The following is a 13,569-nucleotide window of genomic DNA, read 5'->3' on the forward strand; positions in this document are numbered from 1 at the left end:
GAGTGGCGATTTGGCGGGCTTTGATAACACTTGAGAATGACGCTACACCCCACCAGGATGGCCAACATGAAAAAATGGATTGGATTCGCCGCACTCGCGTTTGTCACCCTCGCCCAGGCCAGCCCGGAGCTTGGCAAGCTGCACTACCTCACCGAAGAGTACAAACCCTACAACTTCTCCAACGAATCCGGCGCCCCCACCGGGCTCGCCGTCGAGCTGCTGCAGCAGGTCTGGCAGAAGACCAACACCCCGCAGCAACCCATCACCATCATGCCCTGGGCGCGGGGTTACTACTTGCTGACCCAGAAACCCAACGTGGTGCTCTTCTCCACCGCCCGCACCGAGGCGCGGGATCCGCTGTTCAAGTGGGCCTGCCCCATCGGCTATGCCGAAATCGTGCTGATGGGGCTGGCCAAGAGCCCGGTCAACATCGCCAAGCTGGAGGATGCCGAAAAGTACAACATAGGGGCGGTGCGGGCCGACGTGGGGGAGCAGCTGCTGCTCAACAACGGCTTTGACGAGCAGAAGATCATGACCGCCAACCGCCTGCCCCAGGCGCTCAAGATGCTCACCTCGGGCCGGGTCGATCTCATCTCCACCAACAAGACCACCATGCTGGATCTGATCGCCTCCCAGCAGCTGGATCCCGCCCAGTTCAAGGTGTTCTGGATGCTGAGCTCGGAGCAGTTCTGCTTCGCCTTCAGCCACCCGGTGAGCGACGAGCTGGTCAAGGAGTTCCAGAGCGGCCTGACCCAGGTGCTGGCCAGCAGCGAGTTCCAGCAGATCCAGGCCAAGTACTTCCCCGCCCGCTGAGGGGCGGCATGAAAAAGGGGCCCGCCGGGGCCCCTTTTGCTTGTCTGTCTCGCCTGCGCAGTCAGCTCGGCCGACGACGCTGGCGCTTGACCTCGTACATGCAGGCATCGGCCAGCCTCAGCGCCTCGTCCACCGTGCTGCTGGCCGGATCGATGGCCACCACCCCCACGCTGGCGCCAGGGTAGTGCAGCAGGCCGGCGGGCACCTCGAGCCGCACCAGGCTCGCCTCGAACAGCCGGCGCTGAAAGCCCTGCACCGCCGCCTCCCGCGTCTCTTCGCCGCACTGCGGCCCCATCCCCACCGCCACGAATTCGTCGCCCCCCACCCGCGCCAGCAGATCGCTGCCGCGCAACACGGTTGAGAGCGCCGCTGCCACCCGTTGCAGCAGCAGGTCGCCGGTGTCGTGACCGTGGGTGTCGTTGATGGCCTTGAAGCCGTCGAGATCGATGAAGCCGAGCAGCAGCGGATGCTCGACCCGCTCCGCCAGCGAAAACAGCCGATTGAGCTCGTGCATCAGCGCCCGCCGGTTGGGTAGCCCGGTCAGCGGGTCGCTCAGCGCCTGGCGTGACAGCTCGTGGTTGGCCTGCTGCAACTGCTGCAGCAGCTGTTCGCGCTCCACCTGCTCGGCGATCAACCGGGCAAAGAAGGCGATCAGGTGATCCGAGCCCGCCGTCAGGGGCTTTTGCTCGGCACTGGCGGCGCACAGGGTGCCATAGAGGGAGCCCGAAGGGGTCTGCACCGGGCAGCTCAGGTAGGTGCGAATGCCAAGGGCCCGCGCCGCCTGGGAATCCCCCCAGCAGCTCGCCACATCTTCGGTGTAGAAGCGTCCTTCGTCGAGGGCCCGCCGGCAGAGGGCATCGCCCCAGGCCACCGAGCCCCCTTCGGGGATCTGCAAGGTGGCGGCGTTGCGGGCAAAACGGATATGTTGGGTGTCGTGACCAAGGTCAATTTCGGTCAGATAGGTGGATTCAAGCCCGGTGACCGTCTCGAGCATCTCCAGCAGCGGGCGGGTCAGGCTCTCCAGATCCCGCGCCCCGGTCACTTGCAGCGACAACGCCTGCAATATTCTGTCCATGCACACCTCCCTGCTTGCATGTCTATTCCTGAAACGATAGCCAACCCCGGGGGCCCTTCACAAGCCGCGCGCCCCCGCCGTGGCACAAATTTTGCGGTTTTGGCGGCCTTTGTCGTCGAACGACCCTCGATTGTCCGGCAATGCGCTCCGTTTGCAGCCAGCGCGAAGTCGGCCAGATCTGAGCCGTGGTGACCGCCCCTATTGAGGGCAGCGGGCACCTGTCGGCAGCGTTACTGGCTATGGCGGCTTGGCGGTGGCGCGAATGCTGTCGAGGGCTGGGCCCATGATGGCCCCAGGTGCTCATCGCCTTTATTGGTGGCGCTGTCCCGCTCTGCCCCTCACTCTGTCCTGCGCTCTGCTTATCCTGCTTGTCTGCTTATCTGCCGGGTGCGGCGCTCATCTTCCATCACACCCCGGCTGCGGGTCAACCGCCGGTTGCCACTTTGCAGCAAAGGAGAAAAACCATTTAATTCTGATAGTTGCATCACTAATTTCATGGATTTGGATGGCCCCGCCGAAGCGGGTTCCGTAAGATGACCATCGGCCCCTGTTGGCCCCGAATATTCACGGATGGTCAAGGGCGCAAGGTGGCGGCGACAGTCAGGGGCGGCAGCGTCTTTGGCGGATAGCGCGCGGACTGTGAGCCAGCCGCCCTGTTTGGCCCAACGCCCGATAAGGCTCGGCGCTATCCGGGTTATTTGACCCGCATCAGGCGATGGCGGCAGTCACCCAGCTCGACCTGGATCACCTGGGAGCGCTGCATGGCATCGACCCGCTGCAGCATGTCGGCGCTGTACTGCTTGCGCCGCATCCACTGCATGGGCTCCTCGAAGCTGCCTTCGTTGACAATAAAGGTATCCGTGTAGGTGTCGTTCACTATGCTGACCACCCAGATGCGCTGCTGAAACTCCGAGAGTTCGGCAAAGAGCGCGGCGCCACGGGTTGCGAGCCAGCGCCCTGCCCGAGTGATCCTGTTTTTACTGCCTACGAGCCGGTTTGCCATAACTGATAAGGGTTGGATAAAGGACGGTTGGGCATCCTAGCATTCCAGAGGATGGCGCACCAAGCAGCGGGAGGGTCGCCTCCCCCACCACGGGATGAGGCGCGGGGTGAAATCAGCCTGTAGGGTCGATTAGCGAAGCGCATTGCACCGGGGAACGATCCCCTCTCCCCTTGCGGGAGAGGGTTAGGGTGAGGGGTCACTCGTCTGATTGGCATGGCTCCGCCATGCAGGACACAAGGACTCCGTCCTCGACGGGGTTTCGCCGCCGCTGCGCGGCTGGGCGAGTGACTTTGGAAAGACCCAAAGTCACCAAAGGTCTTCTCCCCCGCTTGTTCGCCCTCCTGCGTCGGGTTTCCTCGGTTCACCCGTTTGTCCGACGGCACGCGCCGATGGGCTTTGACCTTCGCCATCCCTGGCGTCGGTCAAAGTCCGCTACGGACATCCTTGTCCTTGCGCCAAACCGGGCCGAGCCTTGCTCGTCCAATTCCGGTTTGGCCCCTGGCCCAGCGGCGCTCGTTCGGCGTCCTGCCTCGCGGCCTGGACAAACGGCCTCACCTCGGCGAACAACAGGGGGCAACCCCGTACCTTCAGCCCGAGGCCAGTTAACAGCCCCCTATCTATTCGGGGCAATGATCGGGAGGGTTGTTATCTCTGATCCGACCCTTCGCCCACTCCATGGCGAGATCAGATTTCCGTCTCTATACAACAAGCGCCATCAACATGGCTGCATAGGTAAAAATTATTGTGAATGTAACAGCAAGCGGAATACATCCCTGTCGGGAGACAGTTTTATATTGAAGGCCCGACAGTGAGTATTTCACCGTAATAACAATTTAATTCTCGAACGTCCGATTACGCTTCGCTAATCAAACCTATATGTTGAGTGTTGACATAAAAATTTCATTTATAAACTTAAGGTTCGATAAAACAATGATAAAAAACAGACATTATTTATTGGTAAGGAAAAAAATCAATTTTGAGTGCGCCATATATGAGGTGTCAAGATATGACTAAGCTAGAAACAAAAAAAATTGGCGTCGTCTTCATACATGGTTTCACCGGTAATACCAAAACATGGATGAATAAATCAGGTACGCACTTTAGTGAAATGTTGGCATCTGAACAAACTATTTGTGAAGAGTTCGAGTTTTTTGAGTTTGACTACTATACTCAGGTACTTGATGTTTTTAAGTCCGCTCCAGTACAAAACCTCAAAAAAATCCTAAACAAGATTCCATTTATTAATCTTGACACAAGGATTAAGAAGAACAAACCAATACGCTATCTTAGCAATCTATTGAATAGTTATCTGCGTACTGAACTTGATGATTTCACTGAAGTTATACTTATCGCCCACAGTATGGGAGGCTTGATTGCTAAAGACCATATACTCAATTATGTAGAAGGAGAGGGCCCTCGGCCAATAGGATATATCTCCATAGCTGTTCCACATAAGGGCTCCATAGGTGCATTATTACTATCCCCCATTGGAAATACAAACACTCAAGAGATGCAGCCATTATCAGAGTATTCTGACTCCATAAACATGGAGTGGTGTGAACGTCGAGATGAGTTACCAAAATGCGTATATCTGGTTGCAATGCATGATGAGTGCGTTTCAGAAGTCAGTGCCTTACCATATAAGGTAAAAAGTTCAGACTGGTTTACACTCAGTTACGATCATACAACTATTTGCAAACCTCAAGATAAGAAAGAGCTAGTTTTTAAACGCGTAAAAAAATTCTTAGAGGATATCGCTTACCAAAGGAAAATGGAAGGCATGGCATCTATTGAATACTGTGAAGGTGATTTTGATTTCGATAAAGAGGTTTTTGTCATAAAACTGATTCTCTCTGAGATTGGAGAAATGGGAATTGAAAACGCAAAAGCATCCTTCTTTCATGCTGAGATAATATCAAAAGCAGCCAATCGAATTGATAAAGAACACCTATCTGAACTGCAACATAAGGTTTTAAGCATTTATCGCCAAACGTATAATTCGAATAAAAATCAACATGCAGACGATATATTTAATGCTGTACACAAAGAACTAAGAGAACAAGATAAAGACCTACTTTTCTGTGCCATTAAATACATAAACTTCATACACAAAGGTGGTTTACTCCATCAGATGGCCAATAAGGTAGATAGGACCATAATTTGGGATAGTAACGTTACAATCGATGATATTCGGGAGCGAATGTCATGAATAGCACATCAAACTTTATTGACTTCAGAGAAGAAACTTACGTTGCACTGTACAGACGTTGGCTAATTGTTGACATATTAGGAAGAGATAAGAAGGATAATTTTGTGCTCACCATGCAAAAAGGTGCACTTTTTGATTATCTACTTAAAAACCCTAAAGATATGCATTCATTCCTTGTGTCCTTTGAGCGTTTGCACGAAAACAGTCCTTATGAGGATATTTTATATAAAAATGATGCAGAGTTTGGGTCTTATCAAGACGTTTCTGAATTTCTACAGAGCATGTTACTTCTTGAAACTGAAGGATATATTGAAATTAAAAATATTGGATTAGATTTTTTTATCGCATCTAAAAAGCTCCTTGTTGAGATCAAAACTACACAAGTTGACAGTTGGAAGACAAGTCTTTCTCTTCTTAAGCCACTTGTTGGAAAGTCTCTAAATGTTCTTCAGAAAAACTGCTTGAGGTAATAATGGAACTGAGCCCATATTTATTGGTTAACAAATTAGTTGTTAAGGGTATAAGCTCAAACTATACGGCTGAATTTAAGGAGGGCCTTAATATAATTTGGGGTGATATGGATTGTGGTAAATCAAGTATTCTGAATCTTATTGATTACTGTCTAGGTGGTAGTAACTCAAGTCTTCTATACGAAGAAATCTCCGCTAGAGGACGAACCGCACAGCTAGAAGTAGATCTAAATGGCACAACATGTACATTTGAACGTACTATTTCTGACGCTAGTGGCGCTATAAAAGTTTTTATGTGTAATATTGATGAATCTAGCAGTGCATTTCCTATGCTGATGGCAGGTTCATCAACACAAATAATGCCTGACGGTTGGGTATCAGATTTTATTTTAGATTCATTAGGTATCGCAAAAGTTAGCATTAAAGAATCCCGTTTCCGAGATGATGCGAGCTCTGATAGACTAAGTTTCCGTGATTTAATGAAATTGCTTTATTTAAAACAGACAAAAGTTGGGGCTGACAGCTTGTTAAACTATGGTAACAACCCATTGTTTAATAAAAATGTGGAGGTCCAAAAGTTTGTATTCAATATACACGATAATAAAATCGCAGAATTGAATCAAGAGCTAGGTTTGGAAGCAAGTGAGTTAAATAAAATAAAGACTAGCTATGTTGCGATATCTAAGTTTTTAGTCGACGTAAAAATATCCACTGAAAACGTATCTATTGATGATGAATTGCATTCTGTAGAGTCTGATTTAGAAACCCTGAACAAAAGTGGAGAGATTTTAAAACGGGACTATAAGTTTGCCACCGACCTTGCACTTTCTATGGCAGGAGAAATATCTGAGCTCAAGGATATATTGGCAGCGAAAAATAAAAAAATTGAAAAGAACCTAGTTAAATATAGATCTTTTTCAAGTCTAAAATCTACTTACCAAAACGATTTGGAAAATTTAAAAATATCAAAAATAACTAGAGAAAGTATTTCTTTAGACATGTTAAAAGACCACAAACTTTCCTGCCCGTTATGCCAAAGTAATATCTCTATCACCGCAAAATATTTAAACAATGAAGTCATTGATGCTGAAGTAAAGTCGATTAAAAATCGAGTATCTGGGGTTCAACATATTTTGGATAGCACTTGGAAACAAAATCAACAATTAGAAAATGAAACGAATGCCATTACCGATGCATTAAAGGAATTGTCTATAAGTTTTGACAAACTAAATATTGATAACATCTCTGCATTATTAAAGTCTATCGAGGCAATAGAAAAACAGAAAGTTGAGTTGCGTGTAAAAATAGCACAATATAAACGAGACATTGCCATTAATAATAAATATCATGATTTATCTAAAAGAATTGAAAGTAAAGAATCCGTAGTTTCTAGGCTTAAACAGAGTCTTAAAATAGCTCAAGAGGCGTTGGTAGGTCTGGATACTGTTGTTGATAAATTATCAAATATATTCAGAGAATACGTTCAAGATAGTGGGCTGCAAAATGTAAGAGATGTGTATCTTGATAAAAAATTTGTCCCACACTTCAGAGATATGTCATATTACAATCACTCTTCTGGTGGAGTTAGAACAATTACATCTATTTTGAGTTTTACCGCACGGCTTAAGTTTTTATTGATGACTCCCGGCAACCTTCCTACTTTCTTGATGATCGACACCCCAGGCCAAAATATTGGTCGGAACGTGCGGGATGACGAGGATTCTGAATTCTCAGACCCAGTTGTTTATGACAAGATATTCAAGCGTTTCTCTTACATTTGCAACCATGCTAAACAACATGAAAGAAAATGTCAGATTATCGTAGTTGATAACGATTTGCCAAAATTCTTAAAAGAGGGTGATAATTTCCATCTGGTAAAACGATACAGTAAACACAGTGAAGTTTTCGAAAAGGGCCTGATTAACGACTATTAATTTAAACTTTGATGATTTTATTGCCAAAAATATCTCTAGAGATCCTATTTTCTCACGGTATCACCAACCAATCAGATTCATATTAAAAAAAAACCGCAGCCCTAAGGCTGCGGTTTTTTTATTGGCTCAACCTGTTGCCAGCAACAGGGCAACTGCCCTTAGGCACGGCGCCAGCTGGTCTTGCCGGCGCTGTCTTCCAGCACGATACCCATCTCGGTGAGACGGTTGCGGGCGGCATCGGCAGCGGCCCAGTTCTTGTCGGCACGGGCCTGATTGCGCTGGGCGATCAGTTGCTCGATTTCGGCAACCTCTTCATCCGCTTCGTCACCCTTCAAGAAAGCATCCGGATCCTGTTGCAGGATGCCGAGCACGGCACCCAGCTCGCGCAGACGGGCGCCCAACGCGGCGGCAACGGCCATGTCTTCACCCTTCTGGCGGTTGATCTCGCGCACCAGGTCGAACAGGGCGGAGTAGGCTTCCGGGGTGTTGAAGTCGTCGTCCATCGCTTCCTTGAAGCGAGCCACCTGCTCGTCGCCACCGGCCGCAGCAGCCGCCGGCAGATCGCGCAGGGCGGTGTACATGCGCTCCAGCGCGGCGCGGGCCTGCTTCAAGTTATCTTCCGAGTAGTTGAGCTGGCTGCGGTAGTGGCCAGACATCAGGAAGTAACGGACGGTTTCGGCGTCGTAGTGGGCCAAGACGTCGCGGATGGTGAAGAAGTTGCCAAGGGATTTGGACATCTTCTCTTTATCCACCATCACCATGCCGCTGTGCATCCAGGTGTTGACGTAGTCGCCACCGTGGGCGCAGCAGGACTGGGCGATCTCGTTCTCGTGGTGCGGGAACTGCAGATCGGAGCCGCCACCGTGGATGTCGAAGTGGTTGCCAAGGTGCTTGGAGTTCATGGCAGAGCACTCGATGTGCCAGCCAGGACGGCCCGGGCCCCAGGGGCTGTCCCAGGTCGGCTCGCCCGGCTTGGACATCTTCCACAGCACGAAGTCCAAGGGGTTGCGCTTGGCATCCACCACGTCGACGCGGGCGCCGGCCTGCAGTTGCTCCAGATCCTGGCCGGAGAGCTTGCCGTAGTCGGCGTAGGAGTCGACGATAAACATCACATCGCCGTTGTCCGCCACGTAGGCGTGCTCTTTATCCAGCAGGGATTGCACCAGCTCGATGATCTCGCCGATGTGCTGGGTGGCGCGCGGCTCGACGTCCGGGCGCACCATGCCGAGGGCATCGAAGTCGGCGTGCATGTCGCCGATCAGGCGCTCGGTCAGATCGTCACAGGTGACGCCGGTTTCGGCGGCGCGCTTGATGATCTTGTCGTCCACATCGGTGACGTTGCGCACGTAGTTGAGCTGATAGCCGCTGTAGCGCAGGTAACGGGCGACGACGTCGAAGGCGACGAAGGTGCGGCCGTGGCCGATATGACAGTGATCGTAGATAGTGACGCCACACACATACATGCCCACCTTGCCCGGGTGGATAGGTTTGAATTCTTCTTTTTGACGAGTGAGTGTGTTGTATATCTTCAGCATCTTATGACCACTGCCTGTGAGTAAAATGGCCTGCCATTCTACCCGCATCGCGCGTAGAAAACGAGGCAGAAAACGTGCCGGATCGGGCGCACCATCTATGCCGCAGGGCCCTGATGGGCTAGAATTGCCACCACTTTATGCCATACACCTGCGGGCACCTCGTCGCCCGTATCAAATGAAAGGACATATCATGGTCACTCTGCACACCAATCACGGCGACATCACCCTCACCCTGAACGCTGAAAAAGCCCCGGAAACCGTGGCCAACTTCCTGCAATACTGCCGTGACGGTCACTACGACAACACCATCTTCCACCGCGTCATCGACGGCTTCATGATCCAGGGCGGCGGCTATGCCCCGGGCTTCGAAGAGAAAGACACCCGTGCCCCCATCAAGAACGAAGCGGCCAACGGCCTGTCCAACAAGGTCGGCACCATCGCCATGGCCCGCACCATGGAGCCGCACTCTGCCAGCGCCCAGTTCTTCATCAACGTGAACAACAACGACTTCCTTGACTTCAAATCCGCCACCACCCAGGGCTTCGGCTACTGCGTGTTCGGTGAAGTGACCGCCGGCATGGACGTGGTCAACAAGATCAAGGGCGTCAAGACCGGCAACTACGGCCGCATCCACCAGGACGTGCCGACCGAAGACGTGGTGATCACCAAGGTGACCCTTGCCGAGTGATCTCTGCCTTCTGCGAGATGAACTGACTGCGGCCCCGGCCGCAGTTTTTCCATCTGCGAAGGCCGGCCCCATCGACTGGCGCCGTCTCGACTACCTGGCCCACGGCAACCCGCGCCAACGCTCGGCCCATGCCCTGCTCACGGCCGGGGTGTGGGATGCGCTGGCAGCGCAGTGCAGTGATCTGGCGCTGGTGAGCACGGTCGCCATCGGGCTCGACCGCCCCGGCAGCGATCTCGACATCGTCTGCCAGCATCCGGAGCCGGCCACGTTTGCAGCGGCGCTGGCCGCCCAAGGCTGGCGGGTTGCGCAAAAGGGCGCTGACATCTGGCTCGCCGAGCAGACCGTCACCGGCGCCGATGGCCACCCTTGGCCCCTTGAGCTCTACCTCACCCCAGAACCCCTCGAGCGCCTCAACGGCTGGCGCCACCTCAGCCTGATGGCTGCGCTGCTTGAGCAGTTCGGCGCGGCGTTTTATCACCAAGTGCTGCGCCTGCGCCTTGATGAAGGGCTCAAAGGGGAAGCGGCCATCTGCCACTTGCTGGGCCTTGCCGGCGACCCGTATGCCGCGCTGCTCACCCTGGAGGGCGGCGAGCTTGCCTCACTGGCGTGGCAGCCGAGGGCGACGGGCCCCCGCTTCACTTCTAATTTCACTGCTAGCTCCAATACCAGTTCCACTTCCAGCCACCTCAACAGGGCCCAGCGCACTTTCTCATGAGCACCCTTTTTATCAGCGACATTCACCTGTGTGCCCAGCGGCCCGACATGACCGCCGCCCTGGTGCGCTTTCTGGCGCACGACGCCCCCGGCGCCGATGCCCTCTATGTGTTGGGCGATCTGTTCGAATTCTGGATTGGCGACGACGATCCCAATCCCCTCCACGGCGAGGTGGCCGACGCCTTTGCGGCTCTGAGCCAGCAGGGGGTTCCCCTCTACTTCATTCACGGCAACCGCGACTTCTTGCTGGGCCAGGCCTTTGCCAAGCGCGCCGGCATGACCCTGCTGGGGGATCCCTGCGTCATCGAGCTCTACGGCGAGCGGGTGCTGCTGAGCCACGGCGATCTGCTCTGCACCCTGGATGAGGGCTACCAGAAGTTTCGCCGCATCACCCAGCTCAAATGGCTGCGCTGGCTGTTCCTGCGCCTGCCGCTCGCACGCCGCCAGGCCATCGCCCACAAGATGCGCGGCCAGAGTCAGATGGAAAATGCCCACAAGAGCCAGACCATCATGGACGTGACCCCGGCGGCGGTGGACGAGATGCTGCGCCAGCACGACTGCCGGATGATGATCCACGGCCACACCCACAGACCCGCCATCCACGACTTCCGCCTCGACGGTCACCCGGCGCGACGCATCGTGCTGGGGGACTGGTTCGAGCAGGGCTCGGTGCTGGTCTGCCGCCCCGGCGAGCAGCACCTCGAGCAGCGCGCGCTGATCTGACCAAGCAGGCTGACGGCAATAAAAAAGGCGGGAAGATCCCGCCTTTTGTTTGCCTGCGATTTACTCTGCTCTTTGCCGGGACAACGGCTACATCACCGTCATCTGCCCCGCGTAGAGGATGAAGTAGCGCAGCAGCAATATCCCCACCAGGCTCAGGCTGCAGATGAGCGCCAGCCGGGCCGGTTGATGGGCCTTGGCCGGACTGCCCACCAGCCCCAGCAGCTGGGGCAGCAGGATCCCCAGCCCGATGACCCCGAACCAGAACACCTGGGACCAGAAACCGCCGCCGATGGCCGCCCACATGGCCGCTTCCCGCTGGCCGCCACCAAAATAGAGGCCGGTGAAGAAGCAGAGCAGCAGGAACAGCTCGATGGCGACGATGGGCCGCTCGAAGCGGTGCACGAAGCTCACCCCGCGGCTGTGGCCATCCTCCCGAAACAGGGTGACCGCCAGCAGTATGGTGGAGGCCACCCCCGAGCTGATGCCGGAGACCAGAAACAGCGCCGGCAGGATTGGGTTGTTGAGCATGGGGTAGGTTTTGAGGGCGGAGAGCAGAAAACCGGTGTAGGCACCCAGCAGCACGGCCAGCAGCAACAGCAGTGGCGCCAGCAGCCGCTCGAGGTGGGCGAGCCAGCCTATCAGGCCGTCGATAAAGGCGAGCTTGTCCACCAGCAGCCGTCGGCGCAGGGCCTCGATCTCGGCTCTGAACACCACCGCCAGCCAGGCGAACAGCACCGCCATGTAGACTTGAAACAGCATGACCCCCATCGACATCACGGAGTCGAACTGGTAGTGGAACATCAGCTTCCAGAAGGTCCAAGGACGGGCCAGGTGGAAGATGAGGATAAGCAGCCCCAACACGACGCTCACCGGCGCCAGAATGGCGGTCGCCTTGATGATGCCGCTCTCGCTGCCAGCTCCCTGCCGGCGCAGCAGCACCGAGAGGGTGGCCGAGCCTGCCGAGATACCGAGCAGAAACAGGTAGATGGCGATGGGGCCATCCCACACCAGCGAGTCGAAGTGAAACGCATCATGCCACATGGTGCTTCCCTCCTGTCAGCCAGTCTGCATCATACGGATGAGATGGGATCATGACTTCACCTCCCCTTTGGGCACCCGGTACATCTTGGGCGAGGTACCGAGGAACTGCTTGTAGCGATAGGTGGTCTCCTGCACCAGCCGCCGGCTGATGGCGCTGTTGGGATCGTCCAGATTGCCGAATACCAGCGCCTTGGTCGGGCAGGCTTCGACGCAGGCGGGTTGCTTGCCCGCCGCCAGATTGGTCTTGCGGCAGAAGTCGCACTTGTCGGCAACCCGGGTGACCGGGTTGATGAAGCGCACCTGATAGGGACAGGCGGCCAGGCAATAGCGACAGCCGACGCAGAGGTCGGGGTTGATGTCGACGATGCCATCCTCCGCCCGGATGTGGGAGGCGCCGGTCGGGCAGACGTGCACGCAGGGGGCGTTGTCGCAGTGCTGGCAGGATTTGCGAAAGAAGCGGTACTCCTGCGCCGGATACTCCCCCACCGGTCCGCTGCGCAGGATCTGCAGGCGGGCGACCCCTGCCGGCACCTGATTCACCTCGCGGCAGGCGTCCATGCAGGCGGTGCAGCCAATGCAGGCCGTCTCGTCGTGGATCATGCCGTAGCGCACGCCCTTGATGGTCATGCTGTTGGCCAGGGCGCGCGGGGCCCCCGTCAGCAGGCTCAGGGCGCCGACGCTCATGCCCACCATGAAGTCGCGGCGGGTCGTGCTCATGAACCCTCCTTGACGGCGCCGCCCAGGCCGGCCTCGTGCTGCTTGCGGTGACAGTCGACGCACAGCTTGATGCGCGACTTCTCGGGGATCCCCACCATGGGCTCCTTGGCCGGGTGCAGCTGGTGACAGCTGGTGCAGCTGATCCGGGTGGCATGCACGTCGTGGGCCCACAGGGCCTTGCGCAAATCGTCCGGCTCATGGCAGCTCATGCAGACGCCGTTCTGCTGGCTCAGCGGGAAGGCGTCATTGCCAAAGCGCATCACATCGACCATGCCACCGCGCTGTTTACGGTGATCGGCCGACGCATTGCCGTGGCAGTTGGTGCAGGTGACCTGCTCCCCCGTGTTGGGGTTGGTGACCTGACCATGCTTGCCGTGCATCCCCTCCTCCCCGTCGTGGCACTTCTCGCACTTGGCGAAACGGGCCGCGGCCTTCTTGGCGGCGGCTTTCTTCTTTTCCGCCTTGGCCTGCCGTTCAGCCAGGGTGGGTTGCTCTGCCTGAGCGGCACTGGATGTGGCACTCGGCGCCGCTGGCGTGGCATCCGCTGCCTGCGCGCTGGCCAGCGCCAGCTGACCCGCTCCCAGAGCGAGAGAGGCGAGCAGCAGCCACTTGATGATCTTTTTCATAGGAAACTCCGAAACGGTGGC

General features: G+C 55.1%; 13 protein-coding genes. 7 read left to right on the forward strand and 6 right to left on the reverse strand.

Features of this window, described 5'->3' with window-relative positions; translation table 11 throughout:
• Positions 1-66 precede the first annotated feature (66 nt).
• Positions 67-813: a substrate-binding periplasmic protein gene (locus OKB87_RS03610; RefSeq protein WP_011706560.1), complete on the forward strand. Its 747-nt coding sequence runs from the start codon at positions 67-69 to the stop codon at positions 811-813.
• A gap of 61 nt (positions 814-874) precedes the next feature.
• Here the strand turns inward: OKB87_RS03610 and OKB87_RS03615 are convergent, their stop codons facing one another.
• Entirely contained in the window at positions 875-1,888 is a 1,014-nt protein-coding gene (locus OKB87_RS03615) for a GGDEF domain-containing protein (protein ID WP_270826501.1), read from the reverse strand.
• Positions 1,889-2,582: 694 nt separating this feature from the next.
• Complete coding sequence (locus tag OKB87_RS03620; RefSeq protein WP_171283135.1) at positions 2,583-2,891, reverse strand: hypothetical protein; 309 nt, start codon at positions 2,889-2,891, stop codon at positions 2,583-2,585.
• Positions 2,892-3,897: 1,006 nt separating this feature from the next.
• On the opposite strand from OKB87_RS03620, the gene OKB87_RS03625 reads away from it, so the two are divergent.
• From OKB87_RS03625 to OKB87_RS03635, 3 genes are read left to right on the forward strand one after another with little or no spacing between them, the layout of a single operon-like run.
• A complete protein-coding gene (locus OKB87_RS03625) occupies positions 3,898-5,100 on the forward strand; it encodes an ABC-three component system protein (protein ID WP_270826503.1) in 1,203 nt (400 codons plus the stop codon).
• On the forward strand, positions 5,097-5,570 hold the full coding sequence (locus OKB87_RS03630) for a hypothetical protein (protein ID WP_270826504.1): 474 nt from the start codon (positions 5,097-5,099) through the stop codon (positions 5,568-5,570). Before OKB87_RS03625 ends, OKB87_RS03630 begins: the two co-directional genes overlap by 4 nt.
• Positions 5,571-5,572: 2 nt before the next feature.
• Positions 5,573-7,504, forward strand: coding sequence for a hypothetical protein (locus OKB87_RS03635; RefSeq protein ID WP_270826505.1), 1,932 nt, complete (start codon positions 5,573-5,575; stop codon positions 7,502-7,504).
• Positions 7,505-7,662: 158 nt separating this feature from the next.
• On the opposite strand, the gene cysS is transcribed toward OKB87_RS03635, so the two are convergent.
• The gene (gene cysS, locus OKB87_RS03640) at positions 7,663-9,039 is read right to left on the reverse strand and encodes a cysteine--tRNA ligase (protein ID WP_017782367.1); all 1,377 of its coding nucleotides are present in this window, start codon (positions 9,037-9,039) and stop codon (positions 7,663-7,665) included.
• A gap of 190 nt (positions 9,040-9,229) precedes the next feature.
• Between cysS and OKB87_RS03645 the strand changes: the two genes are divergently transcribed.
• The 3 genes from OKB87_RS03645 to lpxH are packed head-to-tail and all read left to right on the forward strand — an operon-like array spanning position 9,230 to position 11,164.
• Complete coding sequence (locus OKB87_RS03645) at positions 9,230-9,727, forward strand: peptidylprolyl isomerase (protein WP_005302674.1); 498 nt, start codon at positions 9,230-9,232, stop codon at positions 9,725-9,727.
• Positions 9,717-10,442: a DUF4269 domain-containing protein gene (locus tag OKB87_RS03650; RefSeq protein ID WP_270826506.1), complete on the forward strand. Its 726-nt coding sequence runs from the start codon at positions 9,717-9,719 to the stop codon at positions 10,440-10,442. The genes OKB87_RS03645 and OKB87_RS03650 overlap by 11 nt, the downstream gene beginning before the upstream one ends.
• Positions 10,439-11,164 (forward strand): UDP-2,3-diacylglucosamine diphosphatase, encoded by a 726-nt coding sequence (gene lpxH / locus OKB87_RS03655; protein ID WP_270826507.1) that lies wholly within the window; start codon positions 10,439-10,441, stop codon positions 11,162-11,164. The genes OKB87_RS03650 and lpxH overlap by 4 nt, the downstream gene beginning before the upstream one ends.
• Before the next feature lie 87 nt (positions 11,165-11,251).
• On the opposite strand, the gene netD is transcribed toward lpxH, so the two are convergent.
• Genes netD through netB form a run of 3 tightly spaced genes read right to left on the reverse strand, consistent with a single transcriptional unit; the run spans position 11,252 to position 13,548 of the window.
• The gene (netD, locus tag OKB87_RS03660) at positions 11,252-12,205 is read right to left on the reverse strand and encodes an Nrf-like electron transfer protein NetD (protein WP_270826508.1); all 954 of its coding nucleotides are present in this window, start codon (positions 12,203-12,205) and stop codon (positions 11,252-11,254) included.
• 48 nt (positions 12,206-12,253) lie between these two features.
• Positions 12,254-12,922 (reverse strand): Nrf-like electron transfer protein NetC, encoded by a 669-nt coding sequence (gene netC, locus OKB87_RS03665; RefSeq protein ID WP_270826509.1) that lies wholly within the window; start codon positions 12,920-12,922, stop codon positions 12,254-12,256.
• Positions 12,919-13,548 (reverse strand): Nrf-like electron transfer protein NetB, encoded by a 630-nt coding sequence (gene netB, locus OKB87_RS03670; RefSeq protein ID WP_270826510.1) that lies wholly within the window; start codon positions 13,546-13,548, stop codon positions 12,919-12,921. The genes netC and netB overlap by 4 nt, the downstream gene beginning before the upstream one ends.
• Positions 13,549-13,569 lie beyond the last annotated feature (21 nt).

The organism is Aeromonas sp. Y318-1 (assembly GCF_027706125.1).
GTDB classification, from domain to species: Bacteria; Pseudomonadota; Gammaproteobacteria; order Enterobacterales; family Aeromonadaceae; genus Aeromonas; species Aeromonas hydrophila.

Coding starts and splice junctions, on each gene's coding strand:
- OKB87_RS03610 (WP_011706560.1), top strand. CDS start 67: ATGAAAAAATGGATTGGATTCGCCGCACTCGCGTTTGTCACCCTCGCC.
- OKB87_RS03615 (WP_270826501.1), bottom strand. CDS start 1,888: ATGGACAGAATATTGCAGGCGTTGTCGCTGCAAGTGACCGGGGCGCGG.
- OKB87_RS03620 (WP_171283135.1), bottom strand. CDS start 2,891: ATGGCAAACCGGCTCGTAGGCAGTAAAAACAGGATCACTCGGGCAGGG.
- OKB87_RS03625 (WP_270826503.1), top strand. CDS start 3,898: ATGACTAAGCTAGAAACAAAAAAAATTGGCGTCGTCTTCATACATGGT.
- OKB87_RS03630 (WP_270826504.1), top strand. CDS start 5,097: ATGAATAGCACATCAAACTTTATTGACTTCAGAGAAGAAACTTACGTT.
- OKB87_RS03635 (WP_270826505.1), top strand. CDS start 5,573: ATGGAACTGAGCCCATATTTATTGGTTAACAAATTAGTTGTTAAGGGT.
- cysS (WP_017782367.1), bottom strand. CDS start 9,039: ATGCTGAAGATATACAACACACTCACTCGTCAAAAAGAAGAATTCAAA.
- OKB87_RS03645 (WP_005302674.1), top strand. CDS start 9,230: ATGGTCACTCTGCACACCAATCACGGCGACATCACCCTCACCCTGAAC.
- lpxH (WP_270826507.1), top strand. CDS start 10,439: ATGAGCACCCTTTTTATCAGCGACATTCACCTGTGTGCCCAGCGGCCC.
- netD (WP_270826508.1), bottom strand. CDS start 12,205: ATGTGGCATGATGCGTTTCACTTCGACTCGCTGGTGTGGGATGGCCCC.
- netC (WP_270826509.1), bottom strand. CDS start 12,922: ATGAGCACGACCCGCCGCGACTTCATGGTGGGCATGAGCGTCGGCGCC.
- netB (WP_270826510.1), bottom strand. CDS start 13,548: ATGAAAAAGATCATCAAGTGGCTGCTGCTCGCCTCTCTCGCTCTGGGA.